Raw genomic sequence first — 21,152 nt, 5'->3', positions numbered from 1 at the left:
AGACTTCATTGGAGAGGGTGTATGCCGTACCTGATTCCCGTTATATTTGTGCTCCTTTACCTTTTGGTCCGCAAAGTATGGTTCCATTTACGTAAGATCAGAACCGTCGCTGGGATCGAAAAAATTTCCCTATGTGTTTTTCAGCCTGATTTATTTCTTCCCGAGGTACGTGTCCTCTACAAATACTACTTCCAAGGCGGGGTCTACTTCGGATCCGGTTATATGCTGTTGGCGGATTTCCTCGATCAAGAGGAATACGAGATATACAGAAACTTGGACGGTTTACCTGTTTTGGAAACCGGGGACTTTCAGATCGTATCTGAGGAAAGAATAGAACATTTCCTTTCCATACGGTATCCGAGTATAATCGTTTTCATCGACCCGGTGGAGCCATTTTATTCCTTAATTGATTGTCTAAATACAAAATCAATGGGGGTCCCCACCTAAAATCTTTCCCGCCCATAAAAAGTGACTAAAAGATGCACAAAGGAAAAATACTCCTACTTACACTGATACTATTTGTTTTTTCTGCGGGGAATAGCTTTGCTCAGAGCGAGCCGGATTACCAAACAGCATTGGCGGAATTCCAAAAAGGAAATTCTGAAAAAGCTTTAGAGATCATTCGTGTACTTCACGAACAAGGAAAAAGATCCTACGATACTCACTACCTGGCGGCCTTCTGTCATTATAATGCGGGAAGAAATAAATCCGCAGCCACTCATTGGTCCGAAGCATTAAAATTAAAACCTGGAGATCCTGCTGTTAGCGTGGATTTTGCCAGATATTTGATCCAAGCAGGTAAGAATTCCGACGCATTAGAGATCATTTATAATTCTTACCAATCTAACCCTAAAAATAGAGAAGTAAGACTATTATATGCGACTGCTTTGTTATATAATAATAAAGCCAGAGAAGCTTTATATATTATCGAGAAACTAAAGGCAGAAGACGGTGGCGATTATCGCCCGCTCGTTTTAGAAGCTCAGGTTTATTTTTACTTAGGAAGTGCGGAAAAAGCAGAAGTCAGTTTGAAATGGGCTCAGTCTTTAGTTCCGAATAATCCAAACGTGTTGAACAATCTTGGCTTAGTTTACGAAAAAGCGGGAAACCAAGAAGCAAAGAGAGGGAATATCAAAAAGGCCCTCGAACAATTAAGAAATGCTAAAGAACAATTGGAATCCGCCCTTAAGTTAAAACCTGACGACGAAAAAATAAAAGGCAATATTAGAAGAATAGAGGCAAGGATCAATGCCCTTTCCGCCGGCTGAAAAAAAGGTATTATTCCATACCTTAGGTTGCAGGCTCAATTTTTTTGAGTCTGACGGTTTATTCTCTTCTTTGAGTAAACACGGATATTCCGTAGCTACTGCAGAAGATGTTCCCGATGTGGTGGTCGTCAATACATGTACCGTCACTAATAAAGCAGATTCAAGAAATCGTAATATTATTCGTAACGCAATCAAAAGATATCCAGGCGCTCAGGTTTGGGTAACGGGCTGTTACGCACAAACAGACAAAGAATCGATAGAATCCATTCCCGGGATCGCAGGTGTGATCGGTAACGAAAACAAATCCGATCTACCTAGGATGATCTTAGAAAAAGAAGGAGCGGATTCTTCTCATATCCAGATTGTTTCGGATCGATTCGCCTATTCGGACGTTCTTCCGAACGGACATACCAGAGCTTATCTAAAGATCCAAGACGGATGTGATCGCCAATGTTCTTATTGCAAAATCCCCCAAGCAAGAGGTAAGGGTGTCTCCCGAAATTGGAAGGATGTACTGGATCAGGTTTCCTTCTTACAAGATAACGGAGTGGGAGAGATCATACTTACTGGTGTAAACCTTGGCTGGTATAGAGATGCAGAAGGCAGAAAGGCGTTTCCTAAAATGCTCGAGGCAATCTTAAATAAATTAGAATATTCCAGACTTAGACTTTCTTCCATCGAACCGCCGGATGTTGGTGTGGAGCTTGCGGAACTTCTTACCCATCCTAGATTCACTCCATTTTTACATGTTCCTTTACAAAGCGGAAGTAAAGAGATCTTGAAAAGGATGAAACGCAGTTATACTCCTGAAACTTTCCGTAAAAGGATAGAACTTGCTAAGTCCAAAGTCCCGGATCTATTCTTAGGAACCGATGTGATCGTAGGTTTTCCTGGAGAAACAGAAGAGGATTTTCAGGATTCTACTTCTATCCTGGAAGAATTAGGTTTTTCTAAAATACACGCGTTTCCATTCTCCGTTCGTAAAAATACTTCCGCAGAGCAATTCCCGGAAACTGTTTCCAAAGAAACTAAAAAGGAAAGAGTTCATTCTCTTATGGATCTTTCTCAGAGGCTGCATCGCAAATACGCAGAAAGCCAGTTCTCTAAAAAGAGAGAGGCTGTTTTGGAAAGAGGCGGAATTGCTGTTACCGATAATTATCTAAAAGCGGTGATCCCTGAAAGCGATCTGAAAAGTTTAAGCCCAGGACAATTTTTGACCTTAGAGATCGGAGAATATATCCTCGATGTCGCCGATAAAGAAGGTAAGGTTTCCGCTAGGATACTTGCCGCGATCGGTTGATCGGTTATTTTAGAATTTTCTAAATAATCTTGAGACCAGGTTGTAAACCTTTAAGAACGGATCAATTCTTCCGAATACATTTCTTCTTCTCTAAGATCGTAATAACCGTATTCGAATTCAGGACCGGATTGGATCTCCAAACCGTACACGTTTTCGCTGATCCGAACAGTTTTAATGATCTCTAATTTATATTGTTCTGCTAAAAATTTCATTTTATCTAAAGAGATCTTATCATTGATCTTCGGTCCGATTGGATATTCGTTTTTGACCCAGTCGAGAACGATCAATTTGCCGCCCTTCTTCATGGAACGAACTAATCCGTCCATTGCTTGGCCCGGGTCTGCGAAAGTAGAAAGTACTAAAGAAGCAAAGATGACTTCAGGGACAGGGATCCATTCCGGCAATAAGGGGCGATCCGCCTTCTCCATATAAAAAGGAGTAAATCTTTGGATATTTTCTCGGTTCTTCCAATGTAAAACTTCGTCTAGAAAGTCTTGGTTACATTCTGCTCCCCAGACCCAGCCTTCTTTGTGGATGGATTTAAGAAGAGTTTCCGTCCAGAAACCCAGGCCCATCCCGAAATCCACGATATTCTGCACATCCTTGAGCGAAAAATGTTTCAAAACGATTTCCGGAGGGGTAAGCTCACGTCTCTTACTAGAGAGGAGAAAATTCTGATATTCTGGGTCGTAATAATATTCTATATCGATCATTTAATTGCCGGAAGTCGTATTATGTCGTATGAATGCTTTCATTAGTCAAGACCAAACCGAAAGGCCAAGTTTTTGCATCTTTTGCATTTTATATTATTTTCCCCACATTCTCCTAAAAACCGAAGTAAAAATTTGCATTGTAGCAACCGATAATCTAATTCGGAAGCTTATTTCCAGATGAAAATTCGACTCAGGATCCTATCTATATTCTTCCTTTTGGCATTGGGACAATCTATCTATGCCCAGGACTTTCGTCTGGACAATGAGAATGCAAGTGTCGCCAATTCCATCAATGTGGAAGTCTTAAAAGACGGTAGGTCCGTTCGTATTACTTGGGAACCTCCTAGAGAAACGGGCGAGATCATCGTGGCCCGATCTTCTTCTATCATCGATAGTCCTGAGAAATGTTATATCTCCGACTCTTTGGGAAAATTTCCGAGTGGTGTAGCTAACGGTGTGAATCAGATCTACGATTATAATCTGAAACCAGGAACTTATTATTACGCAGTTGTGTTAGCTCATCATGTAAGGAAGAAGGATGCAAGGTTAGTTGCAAATCGTAACTACACAACCATCCCGATCGTGATAGAGAATAATCCACAACCTCAGACAAATTATCCTCCGAGCAATACTCAGAATAATTATCCGCCTTCTACGAATACAAATCAATCTCCTCCTGAAGAGCAAAAGTATCTTTCGGATAACGCTAGAGTAACTGATATCACTGTAAAAAGAGAAGGTCAGTTCCTCCGTGTTTCTTGGGAACCTTATCCGAAAGGAATTCCAGGGGAGACTATCTACACGATCTATAAATCCGCGGAGCCAATGTCTAGTATGACATTGATGAGAAAAGCGGAGAAGTTGGCGGAAGTTTCTCATCCCGAGAATACTTTCTTGGATCAAGATCTGACTAAGTCACAAACTCTTTATTACGGCGTTTCAGTAAAACAAGGTTTGAAAGAAGTTTTACCTTTGGTTCAGAACCAATCCTTCATTCGTCAGTTTTATGTTTACGATCAGGACAAGAGAAAACCTCCTAAAGAAGATGATTCAGTAGTTACTAATCCTCAATTCGCGTACGATGAAATGCACGTGAAGGACCTGAATGCTAGTGTGGTTGAGGGAGGAGTTCGTTTAGATTGGAAAGCTCCTGATCGCGCGGATGAAAACACGATCTACTCAATCTACCAAGCAGGTAAACCATTGTCTGGAGGAGTTTCTACTTTCCTAGGTGGTAATGTTAGAAAACTCGGAGAAGTTTCTCATCCGGACACTAACGTTATGGTCAAGATGAAACCATACTCTGGGACCATGTATTTTGGTGTTACAGTTAAACGAGGAGATCTGGAAGATTTCACTCTAACTCAGGATCAGTCTTATGTTGCGATCGGAGGAGCACCTGGTCCGGCCGAAAACAATACACAAACTGCAGAGAACGATAAGCCTAATAAAAACGAGCCAAAAGAAGAAGATAATACTCCTCAGAATAATCAGAACCAAAACGTTCAGAATGACGAAAAACAACCTTTGATCGTAGAACAGGAAGAACCAACTGAAGAAGAGGTCGATCGGGTGCTGAGAGCAACGTATTGGAAAAACGAATACGGAGAAGCAGTAAAACAATTGGCTCCTTATGCAGGTTCCAACGATATAGATATCAGAGGAAAAGCGAAGTTTTTCCTTGGGATGTCTTTTTATAAAAAGGGTGAATATAATAAAGCCCTAAAGTTCTTCGTACAAAAAGATACGAAGAACTATAATCCGGAACGAACCGAGTTCTGGACCAAACAATGTCTGGCCCGGATCGGCGGAGGAAGAAGATGAACCGTTCCATCATATTAGTTACAGGATTTTTATTCGTATGCGCAGGTCTTCTTACCGGGATTTATACTGCGGTGATCCAAGACACGGATTCCACAAATAAAGGGATCTTAGAAAAAGTAAGGGAGGGAGAGGAATTTCTAAAACATTCCAATCCTAAATCTTCCGAAAAAGCTCTGGATATTTTTGCTGAATTATCCTCCAAGGATGTGGGTTCCGATGTTTCTTTCCGAATCCAATACGATCTGGCAACCGCTTTGGACAAAACCGGGGATAAGATGAGAGCCCTAGGTATCTTTAGGGAGCTGAACCAAAAAGAAGGTCTTGCTCGCGAGGAGAAGGCAAGGGTTGCTTACGGACTTGGGAACCTTCTTCTTTTATTAAACAGGGACGAAGAAGGTAAGGGTCATTTGGAAGAAGTTCTCAGAACTTCCGGAGATAATAAACTCAGATCTAACGCGTTATCTGCAATTGCCGACTATTATATGAAAAAAGGCAATTACGATCAGTCCAGAAAGAACTATGTATTGGCATTACAAGAAGATCCTGAAAACGTAAAAGCCAGGGTCAGATGGGGAAAATCTTTGCGCAGAATGGGCAAGGATTGGTCCGCTTACGATGTGTATGAAGACTATGTTCAGTCTGACTCGTATTTCGATCCTGATAAGGTTGCTGTAGATAAGGAATTCCGTTCCGGACTCTTGGAGAAGGGAAGAGAATTATACGTACGTAAGGAATATTACTCTGCGATCGAAACCTTGAAAAAAGCTTTGGACATAGGTGTCAGCGAAAGAGCTAGAGAGCAAGCCTGGTATTATATCGCGGAAAGTTACGACGCTTTAGGAAAATCTGAACAAGCTATCCAGTATCTGAACAAAATCCTGGAAAATTCAGACGGAACCCTGGACCAAGCAGCTATGTTTAGAAAGGGAACGATCTATTTCAGAGGCGGAAAGTATGAGAAAGCTGCCGCGGTTTTCCAGGAATCTGCGGATAGAAATCCTGATAGTCCGGTTGGTAAGAAGTCGGCTACCTGGAAGAAAGAAGCCTTGGATCAGATCGAAGACGACCTGAGATACAAGGACGGAGAAGGCGGCGGAAAGACAAAACCAAGCGACGACGACCGTCAAGACGACGATTGGAAATATTAAGAAACCTTAATTAGAGGCTGTCTGAATAAATTCCTGTTCAGACATCTGGATATCTATCCCTAAACAATCGTAGATTGCATGCGGGATATCTTTCAAAGCGTGGATCTTATCCTTCATTTGTTCCGTATATTTGCCATATAGAATGGTTGGCACAGGGTTTACAGTATGGACATCTACAGTCAGATCTTCCAAGTTTCCATGATCGGATGTTAGAATAAGTTGGTCTTGTTCCGGATCCATTGCATCCAAAACTCCGAGTAAAAAGTTCTCCAAGTCGGAGATACATTTTTCGGCGCCTCCCCAATTCATCTTATGGCCTACTTTATCAGTGATGAAGTATTCATAGATACATAGTGTGTGATCCTTCATAGCGGGAATGATCTCCTTCCCGGTCTTGTACGGATCTTGGATCTCCAAAACTGGATCGTCCTTATCTATAAAATCCCTTCCAAACTTTCTAAGAAAATCCCGGCTGATGTCCATATACAGGCCTTTACCATCTCTCAAATCATCCATATCCTTTAAAGGTTTGTCCGCTGCCATTTGAATGAGAGTGGAAGCGGATACATGTCTAGGATGTTTTTTTATATGTTCAGCAAATCCGGGAGTATAACAGTTCAATAGATCCGCTTTAAATCCTTTCTCTTCTAAGATGCGGATAATGGAATATTTTGCGATGATACGTTTTAAGGTGAATGTGGGAAATCCACTCATATGACGGTTCAGAACCTGACAGGCGTTGATCCCAGTCCAAAGAGAGGTCTGTCCCGTAGCGCTTTGGGGAAGTCCTTTGATTCCCATACTCGCATCAGTTTTAAGGTAGATAAGATCTCGGATGCGGGAAGGGGAATCTTCCGGGATAGATTTGCCGCCCAAAGGTAGAAAAATCCCCTTTGCATATTTGGAAAACGGATTTTTATCCGGATCGTTTTCCCCAAAGCCAATCCCGTCTATAAACACATAAAATATCATTATATTGGTCCGAGAAGTATCGATTATCCCTTTGAATTAGACTGATTCTTTAAGATGGAATCGCCGATACTAGAAAGGTGAACCCGCGCAAACATAGCAAAAGATCTCGAATTCTATCTCTGATACTGCTATGTATCGTATTGATTTCCATCCCTTTTTTCCCAGGGGCTTGGAAGGACGCGGTTTTCTTCTCTCCAATCCAAATTCTTAGTTTGTACCCTAAACTGAAAAAGGAATCTTTCTTAGACTCTGTCCTAGAAAGATTTCAGAACAAGTACTACGACCTGGGTTATAGATTCGAATATTTGATGAGAGAATTTCCTAGACCTGAAACTGACAAGGATGCGGAAGCATTAGGAAAACTTTTCAGTTCATCCATCCAATTAAAGCAGATCCGGATTTACGATTATAATTTTAGGACCATGTATTCTTCCGATCCAAAGGGACCAGGATTTCATAAGGGACTCAGACTACTCGGAATGCAGGTGCCAAGAGCAGGTTGGATAGAAGATACGGATGGATTTTTATTATACAGAAATTCTTCCGGAGATCTATATCTTCAGATCTTGAAAGAAGACGGAGATAGGATCATTCAAGAAGTAAGTGGTTCTAAAAAATCCTTTCTACCCCGAGACTTCTCGGATGGGATCTTATATTGGGTATATAAGAAGAAGGGAGAAGATTCCGAACTTCTAGAAACCAATCTAAATCCTGACAGCACATTACTTCCGGATACTACTGAAGTTTCGAACTCTGAAGAATCCAAGGCAATGATACATGCGTTGTTGGATAAAAATTCCAAGTCCCGGAATATTCTACTCCGTCCTGTTTGGGAAAAAACAATCGCAGAAGATCTCGAAATTTTTTTATCACAACCCAGAAAGACAAGAGCAGAAGAGTTATTATTGATCCTAAGCACTTTTGGGATTTCTTTAATTTCTTTGATTTGTGGGATACTCGCTTCAAGAATACTATTCACGATCCGAATGGAGAACAGATTTTCGGAAAGAGACGAAGTGCTAAAAGTGAAAACCGAGCTGATCAGATTGCTCGGACAATTTAGGGAAAAGACAAAATGATCGGCTTTAAATTAAGACTTATACTCGCGCTATCTTTCATATTTTCCATTTCAGTACTTCTTTTAGAGCCGTACTTTCCTTCCGGGATTTTTTATAAGTCCAGATTGGAATCGGTATTTTCTTCCTTTAATAAAGAGATCCTAGAGCTGGAGAAAAAGATTAGAGAATCGGATCCGGAAGAATTGGATGCGAACAATGTATTCCTTCCTGTAAAAAACTTTTTATCATGGGATCCGAATCTAAAAAATACTCCTAATCTGGAATTTTCGGGAGATAAGGAAAGATATCTTTTGTCCCAAGCCTGGGAAGGAAAGACCAGTCGTTTTCTTTCTCTTGAGAATGAGCCGGTTCTATTTGTTCCGTTATACACAAAGTCAGTCGCAGTGCTTGCTGTTTTAGACAAGGAAAAATTCAAAATTTCTTTGGACGATAAAACGGAATACTTTGTCCCTGAGCCTAGACTAGGTACATTCCAGGATTGGAAAGAAAACGGTGACAAAACGGACCCTAGGAAAATTTCCGAAGAAGTTTTGAAGTCCATGAAGGACGGAGGAAATGACTTCAGGGAGATCCGTCTTGGAGATAAATTATACAGGGCTTATTACGCGTTTTATCCCGAAGAAAAGATAGGCTTTATCCAGGGGATCTTACTTTTAGTTCCTTTCGAACGTAATATTTTCTTAATATTGTTTCCAATCTTTTTCGGGCTATTATTTCTGTTGGATGCATCCATTCTTCTGGTCCGAAAAAGTAAGGCTCCTTCTTTGTATGCAAAATCGGATCTGTCCACATTGATCCAAACTCTTTCCAAAAAGATAGAAGAGACTAATTTCAAACAGGTCGAAGCCGCGAAATTACCTGAGTTGCCGGATGTTCCCGAGATTGTAACGATTCCTCCTGTTTTGGAAACTAAGCCTAGTGCAAGCGGCACATTCTATGTTTTGCCTTTTGACTTGCCTGGAGATTCCTTTTTAACTCCTAAGTTTTTAAGAGAGAAGAAGGAGCCGATCCATATTGAAAGAGAAGTGGCATCCGCTTCATCCGCTGTTTCCGTTGTGGAAATGCCAGAAGCTCTACAGAAAAAAAGAGATTCTATCTTCACGGATGAATTAGCAAGGTTGGTGGAGAAGGTAAAATCGACTTCTCCCGAAATCCCTAATATAGAAATTTCGGATCGTCCTAAGGATTCAGGACTATTAGCAAAGGCACTCAGAGTAACCGGACTTGCTGAAATCGGTCTGAAGGCGGCGAGAGGTCTTGCTCCTCAACATAAGTCCAGATTTTTTCTTTGGGCAAGGGCTTGGTGGGGAATCCGTAAAACGGATCCGAACGAAGAACTTCCTCTTTCCGAAAAATTCAGAGACTGGTTGGACAAACAACCTATTCGTGAAAAAAGAAAAATTTTAGAAGTTTTGGATGAGATCCACCAAGGTTTGGATACTCCTGTTTCTTCTTTGTTAAAATATTATCTTACGATCTTTTCTTCTCTTCATCTGAAATCTTTCAGTATTCATTTTTATGATAGAAGAAGGGGCGCTTACCTGCCTGTTGTGTCCTACGGTTTACAGCCTTATAGTCGTCAAAATATGATCTTTTTATACGGAGATCAATTCTTAGGAAAGGAAGTGGGAGATGTTTCCATCATAGACGTTACTGAAGAGAGACGTAACGATCACTTCTTCCGTAAAAAATTCGACTCTGCGGATTTGGATGGAGTGATGCGGATCGTTTCCTTCCCACTTTTCAGGTCCGGTCTGGATTTTAGATTTTTCCTGATGTTCCCAGATCCACCTAATAATGATTTAGCGGAACAGATCAGAGATAATGTGGAGAATTCCATAGAACCGGTGGAAGACGCATTTTTACAATTGGAGATTGAGCAGGCTTCTCATGCTATCCAGGACAAAAGGGATTTGGTCCAGATACAATTCCTACTTCTTCGCTGGGCGACCCACGGAGAAAGAAGCAGATGTAATCTGTACAAGATCAAATGTATTGGTGACTTGGATTATCCTTCTATAGACAAATGGAGAAAAGAAGTTCTGGAGGAAGTCCAACCTAGACTCGGAGCGGAAGATTACGGATTTGGGGTTTCTCCTTCCGAAATTTTTGTTTTGTCCAGAGAGGAACGAGAATCCGAATTGAAAATGATCTTGGATTCGATAGGTAAAGAGTATAAGATCACTCCTCTGCCTTATCCGGAAAATGGAAAAAATTTATACACTTACATTTAATATTTTCCTGTCGGATAAGATCTAATCTGAAATGCGTGCCTTCTGTTATATCATTCTGTTTTATGTAAGTTTATCTTCTTCATATTCTCAAGAAGAAAATAGAAGGGAATGGAATAAGGCTGCAAAACAAAAAGTTTTACTTCTTCACCAAAGTGGAAAAGAAGCGGAGAGTCTTCCCTTCCTCGAAGAATATGTCAAAAAGAATCCGAACGAGTTGGTATATAAACTCTATCTTGCCCGGGCACTTTTTTGGAGAGCCGACTTGGAGCTTCCTGGTCATTCAGAAGAAGTGTTTTCTAGAATGGAGAAGGTTAGAAGGATCAGGGATAATTATCTGAGAGCCGCAAGCCTTTTCGAAGAGAATGTGGGATATTTAGGAAAGGTAAGTCCAAGAGATCCTGATTTGGGAAAATGGACCTTTTTATGGGCCATGTCGGAATGGTATGCGGGCAGGGAAGATCGTGCGATCCAGCTATTTAAGAAGTCTTTTAAGCATGATTTTCGTTTGAATCAGGCAAATTATAATATCGGGGCGATTTACGAAAGCCTGGGTCAGATACTAGATTCTCAAATTTATTACGGAACCTACTTGAAAAACGAAAAGGAACTGAAAGAAGAGGAGTAATGGCCCGTGTTGAAAGAAGATTTCAGATGCTCCTCACAGAGGAAGAATTCGAATTATTAAGGACCGAAGCGGAAAAAAGAGACCTCTCCGCTTCCGAGTTGCTTCGCTCTTGTTTTAGGAACGAAGTTTTTAAATCCGATTCTTATCAAAGATTGGAAGCGTTGAGAGAATTGTCTAAAATTTATCCGGAAGCAAAAGTTTGAAATTATTAGTTTCTTCCGATTGTTTTAGGGAATTGGTGCTTGGAAATTCCGCCTCTCGTCGTTTCGTATCGAATGCGATCGAATCACTTACTAAAAAAAATCATATCTTCGTACTAGCTCTCCCTAGTTTAGATTCCATTCTTGCAAAAGAATCGGATCCTTTAACAAGAGAGATCATCTGGACCCAATCTAAAAATCTGTTCTTGGATTTTCTTCCTGTCAGAAAGGAAGAAATCTCACTTGCGATACGACTTTCTTCCTCTAAAAATCTGGAATGGAAAGAATGGCTCGAAATTGCGACCGCTTCTTTGGCGGATCTGGATGGGATCTTGTGTACGGACACTAAATGGAAAGAGCAGAATCTAGTAAAGATACTACTCGCTCAAGAAATAGACCTCGACGGGGTCGCTTAAAGGACTGAGTTGGTCCGGGCCGTTCTCCAGATCGTAAACAGAGTTATAAGCAGCAACTTTGAAATAATACGTTAATCCCTTTTGGAAGAATAAAAGTTTTTTGTCGTAAGGATCTTTACGAGGTTTCTTCTTTTTCTTTTTGGACTTGGGACTTTCGTCTTCGTCATCAGTCTCTTCCGGTTTTTCTGCGTTCAAAGAGATGAGTCGATTGTCTATACACTGACAAAGTTTAGGGCCACTCATGTCGTTTCTTTTAGGACAAGTGGAATCATCGCCCAAGATAGGATCCAAATACTCGCTCATTGGATGTTTGGTCTTTCCTTTAGTGAGCAATACCGGCATTTTCCCTTTTTCTAATTCTTTGCTGGTGCCTTTTAAGATCCCAACCATCCGATTCGGGCCGACCCCGTAATGAATCACATAGCCGCCTTTTTGTTGCACATTCCTTTCCGGGTTTTGGGTCCAACTCAGGCAAACTCTAGGCCCACCGGCTTCAGGGTCGTAATCGTCGAAATTCACTATTTTTAAACCGGCAGGTCTGACTGGAGGCACGGTCTCTCTATAAGAAAAAGTTAATGCTTCTAATTCAGGGCTAGACTTAGAACCTGAATCGGTCTTAAATTTTACTTTTACCTGGTAATATTTGAAATAAGAGAGTTTGTTTCCCCAAACCTTATCTAGTGGAATTCGATAACTGGAGGATTTTCCTTTTGGAGAACTTTCTTCTTCCGTTTCTCTGTATGGGTCATCTTCTTTGAATTCTTCTTCTATCTTTCTCAGATCGATGGATCTCCATGCGGGGTATTCTTCCGTTTTGGAAAAAATCTTAGGGGAGGATCTGAAATATAGTTCAAGCACGGAAGATTTAGGTACATTCGCTTTTAATAATACTGCTTCCGGTAAAGAGTTGGAAAATTTGGTTTTATAAACAGGGGAAATTGCGGTCCCGAATTTTGCATCCGCTGTAAAGGAAGAAGGATCGTATTTTTGCCCATCGTACTGAGTGGATAAGACCTCAGGATCCGGACTCCCTTTGGAGACTAAAAAGTCGTCCAGCCATCCGTAAAAACTTTCTCCGATCTTGAATGGTGTGCTGTCTTCCGGATGGAATCCGATCCGGATAATAGGTTCCTTGGAAGAGACGGATGCCCTGTCGGTTTCTTTTCCGTTGATATATAATACGATCTCTCTTTGAGCAGGTTTCAAATGGATGATAAAATGATTCCAATCCGATCTGGAAAGCCTGGAGTTTCCTGCGAGCTTCAGAGATAGATGGGTTTTATCCTCTTTTTGAAAGAAATTACGAAATTCTAATATTGGTATCTCGTCTTTGATCCTGAGGTCCCAACCGAATTTTTTCCCTCTTGTGTACAAGTCTTTGGAAAGTAGGACGGCTTCCTTGTCTAAGTTTCCAGGTAATAGGAAGAAGGAGATATAAAATTCTTCTTTTATATCCGGACTTGTAAGTATCCCTTTTGTTTTTCCAGAAACCTTGATCCCGGATCTTTTGCCCACGAAACCTGCGGACCTTTTTCCGGAATGTGCCTTGGCTGAATCAGGAAGATAAGAAGAAGATAATATTCTGTAACCGCCTGACTTATCGTTTAGGTCTGAGGCTTCCTTTTCTTCAAAATCTAAAAATAGATCGGAACCTTCTTTACGATCGCGGGGGCTTAATTCTAATTTAGGGGCTCCGTTTTCGGTACTTCCCAAACGAACATATTTGAGAACGAACGCACTTAAAGAGAATGAATTGGATTCGGCTGAGATGGAGCCGGAGAAAAAGGAAACAAGACCGACCAAACCTAAAAGATAGACCGGATAAAGGATCTTGTTTCGCATTCTTAAAAAGGTATTTTCCGTTATTTAAACGATGGTGTCTAACTGACCCACTCTTCTTTCATGACGTCCAGCTTCGAAAGAAGTGTTCAGCCATTTCTGAGTGATGCGAGCTGCCAGGTCTTTGCCTAAAACTCTTCCGCCTAATACCAATACGTTTGCATTGTTATGACGACGAGACATTTCTGCAGTGAACTCGTCATGGCAAAGAGCAGCTCTGATCCCCTTATGGCGATTTGCAGCGATTGAAGCTCCGATCCCTGTCCCACAAAGTGCGATTAGTCCATCCACTTCTTTAGAGAGTACTTTTTTGCAGGCTTCTGCAATTACTAAAGGATAATCCACGGAGGTCTCGTCTTTTGTGCCTAAGTCCAGGATCTCAATCGAGTCCGCCAATTCTTTACGAAGGTATTCTTTGAGTTCGAATCCGCCGTGATCGGAAGCGATGCCAATTTTTTTCATGTTCTAAAGGTACCGTACCTACGAGAATTCTCCGATTCAAGCAATTTACAGCAAGGATCGGAAAATAAGGAAAAGAATCTTAATCGAACAGTCCTTCTTTCAGAAAATCGGGCGCAGTCTGGTAGAATTCCCAATGTTGGAAGAAGAGGGCCATATAGGTGTTTTGGAAAGTGGATAATGGAAGAAGCTTTTCGGTTAAGGATTGGTACTCAGCCTGGTGCAGCCTTGCTAAAAGTTCTTTTTTGGCTTCTAGAAAGCTACGTAGGTTTTTCTCTTCAAAAGCGGATAGACGAATGGTCTTTTCGTCCGAGAGCAAAAAGTTTTCGTAATAAGAAAACATAAGCTCTTTTGTCTCTCTATGACGGGAGTGGTCGGAAAGTAAGATCTCTTTTTCTTCCTTGGTCAATCCGGACATACGAATACATTCCAAACTTTGGTATGCGGATTTGGCTTCTTGTAAGGCAAGATTTTCGGCGATCTTTGTTCTTTCTTCGGGAGAAAGTTTAGAAGTATAAAATTCCTTTAGCTCTTTGGAGCCCCCGCCTTGGGATAAGCAATGACCTATTTTCAGTTTTGTAGGAAAGAATAAAGGAGAAGCGGACATCTGTAAGATATCCACGCAAAGAAATATTAGGATCGGAAGAATGTATTTCATTCTATTCTTTTCGAAGATCTAAACCTTCTTCTCGAATTCCTTCATATATTCCACTAAGGCAATTACACCTTCTTTAGGCATGGAATTATAGATAGAAGCTCTTAAGCCACCGACTAGTCTATGCCCTTCCAGACCATGGAGTCCTTTTTCTTCTGCTCCTGCTAAAAACTTAGATTCTAAATTTTTGTCCTGCAGAGTAAAGACTACATTCATTACGGATCTTGAATTCGGTTTTACCGGAGCATTATAGAAGGAAGTTGTATCCAAATAATCGTATAAGATTTTGGCCTTCTCTTCATTGATTTTTTCGATCTTCTCCACTCCGCCTAGATCTTTCAGCCATTCAAATACAAGTTTAGCCATGTAGATGGAATATGTAGGAGGAGTATTGTACATGGATTTGTTTTTTGCAGTAAGCGCATAATCCATCAATATAGGGACCGTTCTACCGGAACGTCCAAGCAGATCCTTGCGGATAATAAGAACGCTTAAACCGGAAGGTCCGATATTCTTTTGTGCCCCCGCAAATATCGCACCGAACTTACTCACGTCTATTTTTCTAGAAAGAATTTCGGAAGTCATATCCGCGATAAGGGGAGCCTTAGTGATATTCGGAATAGTTGCATAACGAGTTCCTAATAAAGTATTATTAGAAGTAATATACACGTATCCTGCTCCAGGATTTACCATGGAGTCATTCAGTTCAGGAGACTCGGTATACTTATGATCTTCTCCGTCGTAGATCTTTTTGACGGGGTTGAATCTAAGAGCTTCTTCCATTGCCTTCTTTGCCCAGATACCTGTGACTGCAAAGTCGGCGGATTCTCCTTCTTTTAGAAGGTTCAAGGGTAGGGCGGAGAAGTGAAGGCTCGCTCCTCCGGAAAGAAACATAATTTCGTAATTTTCCGGAACAGATAATAATTCTCTGAGCAAGGAAAGAGAGGTGTCTAGGACTTCTTCAAAAAGTTTTCCCCTATGACTGTCTTCCATGATGGACATACCGGACCCGCGGTAGTTCAGAAACTCGGAAGCGGCCTTCTCCATTACTGGAGTAGGAAGCATCGCAGGACCCGCGCAAAAATTATAGATTCGGCGCTCAAATTTGCTCATGAGGTTAGGGTAAAAATCTGGTCTCGGGAGGCAACTTCTTACTGTTCCAACATTCGGGAAGAATTGAAAAATCCTTGGCAGAGTCCTATCTAAAATCGTAAGATAGCGAATCGTCTCTCCCCGTTTGGGGGTATTCGTTTTTCTAAGGAGTTCCATAATGTCACGGATTCGACTGGCCGTATTTCTAATCTTCCTCGGAAGTTTTAGCTTTCCGATCTTCGCCCAAGAAGGGCCTAAACTTGGAGAAAAGGAAGTTCGTTCTTCCGGAAAAGTGAACTTCGTCAATCGATCTGCTGCAAGAGCAGACGAAGAGACAAAAGGAAGTAATGCCAGAACTGGCGCCGGGATCTCTGAAGCATTAAAAAAGGATCCTAAGTCTCCTGCTTCCGCAGATGGTATCACTGCAATCCGTATTCTTCCCGATGAGAAAGAAAAAAAATTCGGAGCCGATCTGATCAGCATCGGTAAAGACGCAGACTACGGACATATTAACTCTATCCAAAGGATCCTTTCCGGATATGTGAAAGCGAACTTCGGATATTCAGAAGCTAACTCTGATACATTAGCGACTTATATACTTTATTACAACGCGATCCATCGTAAGGGCGCAGATTATCTCAAACGTAAGTATAATACCGAAGTTGTGAAAAACGCTCAAAACGACAAAATCGGTATCGGCAGACGTTATACGGAATGGCCTGGAAAAACCCAGATCGTGATCCCGATAGTATTTAACGTTCTTTCCGATGACGGAAAAGATCTGGATACGGACGAGCTGGAGAAAGAAGTCAACAAGGACCTGGACAAAAAGAAAGAAGGTCAAGACGATAAAAAAAGAATGAACGACCTTCAGAACGATAAGGCTGAAGAAGAGAAACGCAAACTCCAGGACAAAAAAGAAGAGAATAGACGAAAACAAGAAGAAGCTTCCAATAAAGAAAGGAACGCCGAAAGAGAGATCCAGGAACTGAATAAAGATCCTGTTAAGAACAAACAAAAGATCACTCAAAAACAAGAAGAACGTAAACAGGCCCAGCAAGAACAACAAAAGGCCAAAAAAGAAGAGCAACAATTAAAGGACAAAGAGAAGGATATCGCCAAGAAAGAAGAATCACGTAAATCGGATTCCAAGTCTTCCTCATCTTCTTCCGATTCCAAAAGTTCTTCTTCCGGAGACTCAAAGAAATCAGAAGCTAAGTCCGACGATAATAAGTCCAAAGAGGAACTCAAACAAGAGCTGAAAGAAACTAAAAAGGAACTGGAAACAGTTAAAGAAGAACAGAAGAAAAAAGAAGATTTCGACAAGAACGTTGTCGGAGGAAAAATTCTGTTCCTAAAAACCTTAAAATACACTTCAGATGGACATTATAGCAACGAACTTCACGCGTTAGATCCTACTAAAGACGATACGATCTTCAAAGGTGATTTCAATAAGATCTGTGGACGCACATTCGAAGTAGTGGATGGAAAAGCGCTTGTAGTAGGTTACGAGTCTGATCACTCTGCGGCCCATAAACTTATACTGATCGATCAAGAGACTTTAAAGCCTGCTGTTTGGTCAGCGGATTCGGTATTCTGGCGCTCTCCAATGATCGTTAAAGGAGACGAGATCTACGCCTTTGAGGAAAGAAACGGAAAATACTATTTAAGCCGTTACGATAAAGGTTTAAAGAAAACTGCTGGAAGCGAAGAAGAGATCAGCCCGAACTCTAACGTGACCTTCTTTGGTGAAAAAATTTACGTCACCGGCAAAGAAGAAGGTTCCGGAAAAACGGAAATCGCAGTATTCGGCAAAGCGGATCTGAAATTGATCAAGAAGATCAAACCTTAAGATCGATATTTGCTTAAAAAGAAAAGGCGGGCTTGGACCCGCCTTTTTTATTTCCGGAGAAGGTCCGTTCACCTTAATTTTTTCTTAGAAGCCAAGCCCCCAAGAATACGGAAACAATTTCAGTAGCCATACTTAAGTAGATGTATTCGTTTCCTGGGCCGTCTAAAAACAGTGTGTACAATCTCGCAAAAAACAATCCTGCCGCACTTGCAACGGAAATAAAAATGCCCTGGGTTTTGAACTCCGGCTTTATTAAACCATAATATACTAAAAGCCCGACCCCGAAACATAAACCGGAATACATTGCCCTGAAATCGGCAAGAGCCCCGCTGGAATGGATCGTATATCCGATCGCGTTCGCTAACGGAACCGGAAATAGAAGGAAGGCTACAGTAAATCCTGCATAAACCGCCAAGTTTAAGGCCAGAAAAATTTTAGTGATCCAACCTATAAGTGAACCTGTTTGATCTGAAATAGAGTGAGTTTGCATCTTTGTCCTCTCGTTTGGGATGACTATAAGATACACTTTTTCCGGAAGCCGGTCGTCCGGCGTTATAAAGGCTTACACATTTTTCTGTAAGAGATCGGAGTTTTTTGAGTAAGTTTTAGAAAAGCCTCATTAAAAGAAGAACGGTTATTAAATCCGACAGTCATTGCGATCTCCAAAACCGTCTTGTCCGTTTCAGAAAGTAACTTTTTTGCATCTTCTATCCGATGGTGGTTGATAAGCGAAAAATATCCTTTTCCGATCTTATTATTGATCAGTTCCGAAAATTGGTGGGTAGTTAGGGACAATTCTTTTGCGAGTTCTGCCAACGACAGATCTTCCCTACGATGGATCTTTTCGGACTCAAATAGAAGGTTCAGCTTTTCTAATATGGATTCGACTTCTAAACCTTCTAATCTGGTCCTGGAATACTTCACCTTTGCCAGATCGGAGCGAACAGTTTCAGGAAAATCGAAATATTTCCTGCGGATATAATATACAAGTGAGACTGCAAGGGTCACAGTTATCAGCGCAAGTTTCAGAAAGATAGGATGAAAGATCAAACCGACGATCCCCAAAAGTGAAACAATCAGACAATCTAATGCAAATATCCCGAATAAGATCTTAAACTTGAGTTCCGAAATTTGGGGAAGTATCTTAAAGATCGGAATAACAAAAGTTAGAGAAAAAATCCCTGCTCCTAAATAGAGGATTCCCATTCCAGAAATCGGATCATTCATACTCCAATAGATATCGGAAGAAGGTCCCGGATATTCCGTTATTCTGAAAAATGAAACCGCTCCCAAACAGAGTGAGAATGGAAGAAAGAAGAGAAGATGCATCGACTTATATCTGAAATCTTCTTCCGAAAAAGCTAGGAGAGTTAAAAAAGCAAAAGCAGGAGGAAGATATAATAAAGGTAGGTTCCAAAGTTTTAGGTTCAGATCCCGACCTGCATTTGGATTTAGGACCAGAGAGCCGGAAAGCTGCATGAATCCTAAAGAGACTAGAGTAAGAGAGAGTAAAACCTGGAATCTATGTTTTCTCTCGGAAGGGAATTCTCCGATTGCTAGCAAAAACGAAAGAAATCCTCCGAAGAGGATCATCCCGTCCGAAAACCATCCGAATAATTCAGACATGGTCTTATTGTATTTTAGGAATAGATTAGTCGAATCGAAATTCGAATTAGAAAAATTATCTCATGGAAGTAAGATCTCTATAAGCTCTTACCACACCATCCGCTAGAGTTTTAGTAAATGTAAGCGCCACTCTTGCTTTTTCAGAAGCGACCATTACTTCGTGAGCGTCCACACTGTTCGGATCATATACCATTTTTTGAGTGAGTTCGTCCGCTTCTACCTGGAGTTCGTTTACGGATTTGAACGCGTTTCTCATCGCTTCTGAAAAACTTTCTGCAACGTAATCAGGAGCCACAGGCTCTTTTACATCTCCGTAATGACGTTGGTCTTCTATCTTTACGGAAACCTTGTCTCCTTTAGGAGAAAGAGGATAACGAGAATCGGAATATCCTGAGTTATAGGTGTACCAAAGTTTGGAATTAAAATCTACGTTCATTCTTCTCTCCTATTAAGCTCTTCCGATCTCTAAGGCCTTATTGAACATTGCCTTAGATCCGTTGATCATCTGGACGTTTGCCTCGTACGATCTGGAAGCAGAGATCATGTCCGTCATTTCGGTGACTATATTTACGTTCGGCATTTCTACATAGCCTTTTTTAGGTCCGATCTGGATCGCGTCGGGATGGGTAGGATCATAAGTTAATCTTAAAGGACTCATATCCTTCTCGATTTTCATTACCTTCACGCCTTTACCTTCTCCGGGAGAAAGACCAAAAGGATAAACAGGACTTTTCCAGCGGGTTCTCAAATTTACAGGAGTTAGGATCACTCTGTCCCTGCGGAAAGGTCCGTCTCCATTCGTATTTCTGGTAGTGGTTGCGTTCGCGATATTGTTCCCGATCACATCCATCCGAAGTCTTTGTGCCGAAAGTCCGGTGGCGGAGATATTAACTGCGCTAAATAGTCCCATCTTCTTCCTCTAAATCTCAGCTATGTCTCTATTGAGATTAAGCCAACCTCATTACGTTCTTCAAATCTCGGAAGTTCGCGTTCAGTCTTTCGACCATCATCATGTATTGCATTTGAGAATTGGAAGCTTCCATTACTTCTTTCTCAGGATCCACGTTATTTCCATCGGCTCTGACTGTGGTCAGATAATCTATGTTTGCCTTAGGCTTTACGGATTTATAATCTAATGGAGTAAAAAAGGAAATATGACGTTCGTCTTCGATCCTGGTAGGGATCGCTTTAGAAGCTTCTATCTTTTCCGATTCCAAGGCTCTTTTGATCATTGATTCGAAAAGTACTTCACTTCTTTTAAAATGGGGAACATCCGCATTTGCGATATTGTCTGCTAGGACTTTTCTTTTCATAGAGGCGGCGTTCATTCCTTTCTCTAACAAGTCCTGAGTCTTCATGAAATGTGTTTTTTGGAACATAAAGCTCTCCCGAATAAAATTTCGGTTGAATTTCGAAATTCCCAAAGATAAAAAAAGAAATCTGGCCGAAAATTTCTCGGAAAAGGCCAAAAAAGGACTCAAATCGAAAATGGGTGAAAATTCGGAGATTATAGAGATCCAGCCCGAGCTGACTGCCCTATTTAACGATTATTATGCATTTCGAAACCAGTTGATGGACGCGATCGCCAAAAAACCGGCTAAAATCGTCTTGGATCTAGGTAAAATTCCCGTGATGAATTCCATTTCTATCAGTTCTCTGGTTTGGTTCTGCAAAAACGCTAAATTAGAAGGTATTGAGATCGATATAAGAGAGATTCATCCAGATTTGATGAAAACTTTCGAAGTGCTTAAAATCGACGAATACTTTCAGCGGATGTAAGTCGCAAGCTCGAAGCCGCTTACAATACCCGTCGCCTCTAAGTTCAGAAGCTTCGGGAATTCCCTGGACAT

23 protein-coding genes are annotated in these 21,152 nt (G+C 41.2%); 12 read left to right on the top strand and 11 right to left on the bottom strand.

Going from position 1 to position 21,152, the window contains the following annotated elements; genetic code table 11:
• Positions 1 to 21 precede the first annotated feature (21 nt).
• Genes LPTSP_RS12635 through mtaB form a run of 3 tightly spaced genes read left to right on the top strand, consistent with a single transcriptional unit; the run spans position 22 to position 2,568 of the window.
• Entirely contained in the window at positions 22 to 447 is a 426-nt protein-coding gene (locus LPTSP_RS12635; protein WP_108929080.1) for a hypothetical protein, read from the top strand.
• Between the two features lie 32 nt (positions 448 to 479).
• Entirely contained in the window at positions 480 to 1,268 is a 789-nt protein-coding gene (locus tag LPTSP_RS12630) for a tetratricopeptide repeat protein (protein WP_108929079.1), read from the top strand.
• Positions 1,249 to 2,568, top strand: coding sequence for a tRNA (N(6)-L-threonylcarbamoyladenosine(37)-C(2))-methylthiotransferase MtaB (mtaB, locus tag LPTSP_RS12625; protein WP_108929078.1), 1,320 nt, complete (start codon positions 1,249 to 1,251; stop codon positions 2,566 to 2,568). The genes LPTSP_RS12630 and mtaB overlap by 20 nt, the downstream gene beginning before the upstream one ends.
• A gap of 50 nt (positions 2,569 to 2,618) precedes the next feature.
• Here the strand turns inward: mtaB and LPTSP_RS12620 are convergent, their stop codons facing one another.
• Positions 2,619 to 3,281: a class I SAM-dependent methyltransferase gene (locus LPTSP_RS12620; protein WP_108929077.1), complete on the bottom strand. Its 663-nt coding sequence runs from the start codon at positions 3,279 to 3,281 to the stop codon at positions 2,619 to 2,621.
• 177 nt (positions 3,282 to 3,458) lie between these two features.
• On the opposite strand from LPTSP_RS12620, the gene LPTSP_RS12615 reads away from it, so the two are divergent.
• Positions 3,459 to 5,105, top strand: coding sequence for a hypothetical protein (locus LPTSP_RS12615; RefSeq protein ID WP_108929076.1), 1,647 nt, complete (start codon positions 3,459 to 3,461; stop codon positions 5,103 to 5,105).
• Positions 5,102 to 6,253, top strand: coding sequence for a tetratricopeptide repeat protein (locus LPTSP_RS12610; protein WP_108929075.1), 1,152 nt, complete (start codon positions 5,102 to 5,104; stop codon positions 6,251 to 6,253). Before LPTSP_RS12615 ends, LPTSP_RS12610 begins: the two co-directional genes overlap by 4 nt.
• A 6-nt stretch (positions 6,254 to 6,259) precedes the next feature.
• Here LPTSP_RS12610 and LPTSP_RS12605 read toward each other — a convergent pair whose 3' ends face one another.
• Positions 6,260 to 7,225, bottom strand: a complete 966-nt coding sequence (locus tag LPTSP_RS12605; protein WP_108929074.1) for an alkaline phosphatase family protein — start codon at positions 7,223 to 7,225, stop codon at positions 6,260 to 6,262.
• Between the two features lie 77 nt (positions 7,226 to 7,302).
• Between LPTSP_RS12605 and LPTSP_RS12600 the strand changes: the two genes are divergently transcribed.
• Genes LPTSP_RS12600 through LPTSP_RS12580 form a run of 5 tightly spaced genes read left to right on the top strand, consistent with a single transcriptional unit; the run spans position 7,303 to position 11,779 of the window.
• A complete protein-coding gene (locus tag LPTSP_RS12600) occupies positions 7,303 to 8,304 on the top strand; it encodes a hypothetical protein (RefSeq protein ID WP_245915563.1) in 1,002 nt (333 codons plus the stop codon).
• Positions 8,301 to 10,538, top strand: coding sequence for a hypothetical protein (locus LPTSP_RS12595; RefSeq protein WP_108929072.1), 2,238 nt, complete (start codon positions 8,301 to 8,303; stop codon positions 10,536 to 10,538). The genes LPTSP_RS12600 and LPTSP_RS12595 overlap by 4 nt, the downstream gene beginning before the upstream one ends.
• 31 nt (positions 10,539 to 10,569) lie before the next feature.
• Positions 10,570 to 11,163: a tetratricopeptide repeat protein gene (locus LPTSP_RS12590; protein WP_108929071.1), complete on the top strand. Its 594-nt coding sequence runs from the start codon at positions 10,570 to 10,572 to the stop codon at positions 11,161 to 11,163.
• Positions 11,163 to 11,366 carry a hypothetical protein gene (locus tag LPTSP_RS12585; RefSeq protein ID WP_036089237.1) on the top strand — a complete coding sequence of 68 codons (204 nt, stop codon included), beginning with the start codon at positions 11,163 to 11,165 and terminating at the stop codon, positions 11,364 to 11,366. The genes LPTSP_RS12590 and LPTSP_RS12585 overlap by 1 nt, the downstream gene beginning before the upstream one ends.
• A complete protein-coding gene (locus LPTSP_RS12580; RefSeq protein WP_108929070.1) occupies positions 11,363 to 11,779 on the top strand; it encodes a hypothetical protein in 417 nt (138 codons plus the stop codon). Before LPTSP_RS12585 ends, LPTSP_RS12580 begins: the two co-directional genes overlap by 4 nt.
• Here LPTSP_RS12580 and LPTSP_RS12575 read toward each other — a convergent pair.
• The 4 genes from LPTSP_RS12575 to serC all read right to left on the bottom strand — a co-directional run bounded on the left by LPTSP_RS12575 (position 11,741) and on the right by serC (position 15,845).
• Positions 11,741 to 13,621 (bottom strand): hypothetical protein, encoded by a 1,881-nt coding sequence (locus tag LPTSP_RS12575; protein WP_108929069.1) that lies wholly within the window; start codon positions 13,619 to 13,621, stop codon positions 11,741 to 11,743. The genes LPTSP_RS12580 and LPTSP_RS12575 overlap by 39 nt on opposite strands.
• A 24-nt stretch (positions 13,622 to 13,645) precedes the next feature.
• Positions 13,646 to 14,080, bottom strand: a complete 435-nt coding sequence (gene rpiB, locus LPTSP_RS12570; protein ID WP_108929068.1) for a ribose 5-phosphate isomerase B — start codon at positions 14,078 to 14,080, stop codon at positions 13,646 to 13,648.
• Positions 14,081 to 14,159: 79 nt separating this feature from the next.
• Positions 14,160 to 14,735 carry a hypothetical protein gene (locus LPTSP_RS12565; RefSeq protein WP_108929067.1) on the bottom strand — a complete coding sequence of 192 codons (576 nt, stop codon included), beginning with the start codon at positions 14,733 to 14,735 and terminating at the stop codon, positions 14,160 to 14,162.
• A gap of 18 nt (positions 14,736 to 14,753) precedes the next feature.
• Complete coding sequence (serC, locus tag LPTSP_RS12560) at positions 14,754 to 15,845, bottom strand: 3-phosphoserine/phosphohydroxythreonine transaminase (RefSeq protein WP_108929902.1); 1,092 nt, start codon at positions 15,843 to 15,845, stop codon at positions 14,754 to 14,756.
• 157 nt (positions 15,846 to 16,002) lie between these two features.
• Between serC and LPTSP_RS12555 the strand changes: the two genes are divergently transcribed.
• Positions 16,003 to 17,676, top strand: a complete 1,674-nt coding sequence (locus tag LPTSP_RS12555) for a P83/100 family protein (RefSeq protein WP_108929066.1) — start codon at positions 16,003 to 16,005, stop codon at positions 17,674 to 17,676.
• A 73-nt stretch (positions 17,677 to 17,749) separates the two neighbouring features.
• On the opposite strand, the gene LPTSP_RS12550 is transcribed toward LPTSP_RS12555, so the two are convergent.
• The 5 genes from LPTSP_RS12550 to flgB all read right to left on the bottom strand — a co-directional run bounded on the left by LPTSP_RS12550 (position 17,750) and on the right by flgB (position 20,681).
• The gene (locus LPTSP_RS12550) at positions 17,750 to 18,166 is read right to left on the bottom strand and encodes a DUF4345 family protein (RefSeq protein WP_174704460.1); all 417 of its coding nucleotides are present in this window, start codon (positions 18,164 to 18,166) and stop codon (positions 17,750 to 17,752) included.
• A 62-nt stretch (positions 18,167 to 18,228) separates the two neighbouring features.
• Positions 18,229 to 19,302 carry a helix-turn-helix domain-containing protein gene (locus tag LPTSP_RS12545; RefSeq protein ID WP_108929064.1) on the bottom strand — a complete coding sequence of 358 codons (1,074 nt, stop codon included), beginning with the start codon at positions 19,300 to 19,302 and terminating at the stop codon, positions 18,229 to 18,231.
• Positions 19,303 to 19,357: 55 nt separating this feature from the next.
• Positions 19,358 to 19,738, bottom strand: a complete 381-nt coding sequence (gene fliE / locus LPTSP_RS12540) for a flagellar hook-basal body complex protein FliE (RefSeq protein ID WP_100767184.1) — start codon at positions 19,736 to 19,738, stop codon at positions 19,358 to 19,360.
• A 12-nt stretch (positions 19,739 to 19,750) separates the two neighbouring features.
• Positions 19,751 to 20,212 (bottom strand): flagellar basal body rod protein FlgC, encoded by a 462-nt coding sequence (gene flgC, locus LPTSP_RS12535; RefSeq protein ID WP_020769017.1) that lies wholly within the window; start codon positions 20,210 to 20,212, stop codon positions 19,751 to 19,753.
• A gap of 37 nt (positions 20,213 to 20,249) precedes the next feature.
• Positions 20,250 to 20,681: a flagellar basal body rod protein FlgB gene (gene flgB, locus LPTSP_RS12530; RefSeq protein ID WP_100767186.1), complete on the bottom strand. Its 432-nt coding sequence runs from the start codon at positions 20,679 to 20,681 to the stop codon at positions 20,250 to 20,252.
• Between the two features lie 109 nt (positions 20,682 to 20,790).
• Between flgB and LPTSP_RS12525 the strand changes: the two genes are divergently transcribed.
• A complete protein-coding gene (locus tag LPTSP_RS12525; protein ID WP_167396434.1) occupies positions 20,791 to 21,081 on the top strand; it encodes an STAS domain-containing protein in 291 nt (96 codons plus the stop codon).
• Positions 21,082 to 21,152 lie beyond the last annotated feature (71 nt).

Origin of the sequence: Leptospira johnsonii (genome assembly GCF_003112675.1) — a bacterium.
Classification (GTDB): Bacteria; Spirochaetota; Leptospiria; order Leptospirales; family Leptospiraceae; genus Leptospira_B; species Leptospira_B johnsonii.
This window is presented reverse-complemented; position numbering and strand designations above follow the sequence as displayed.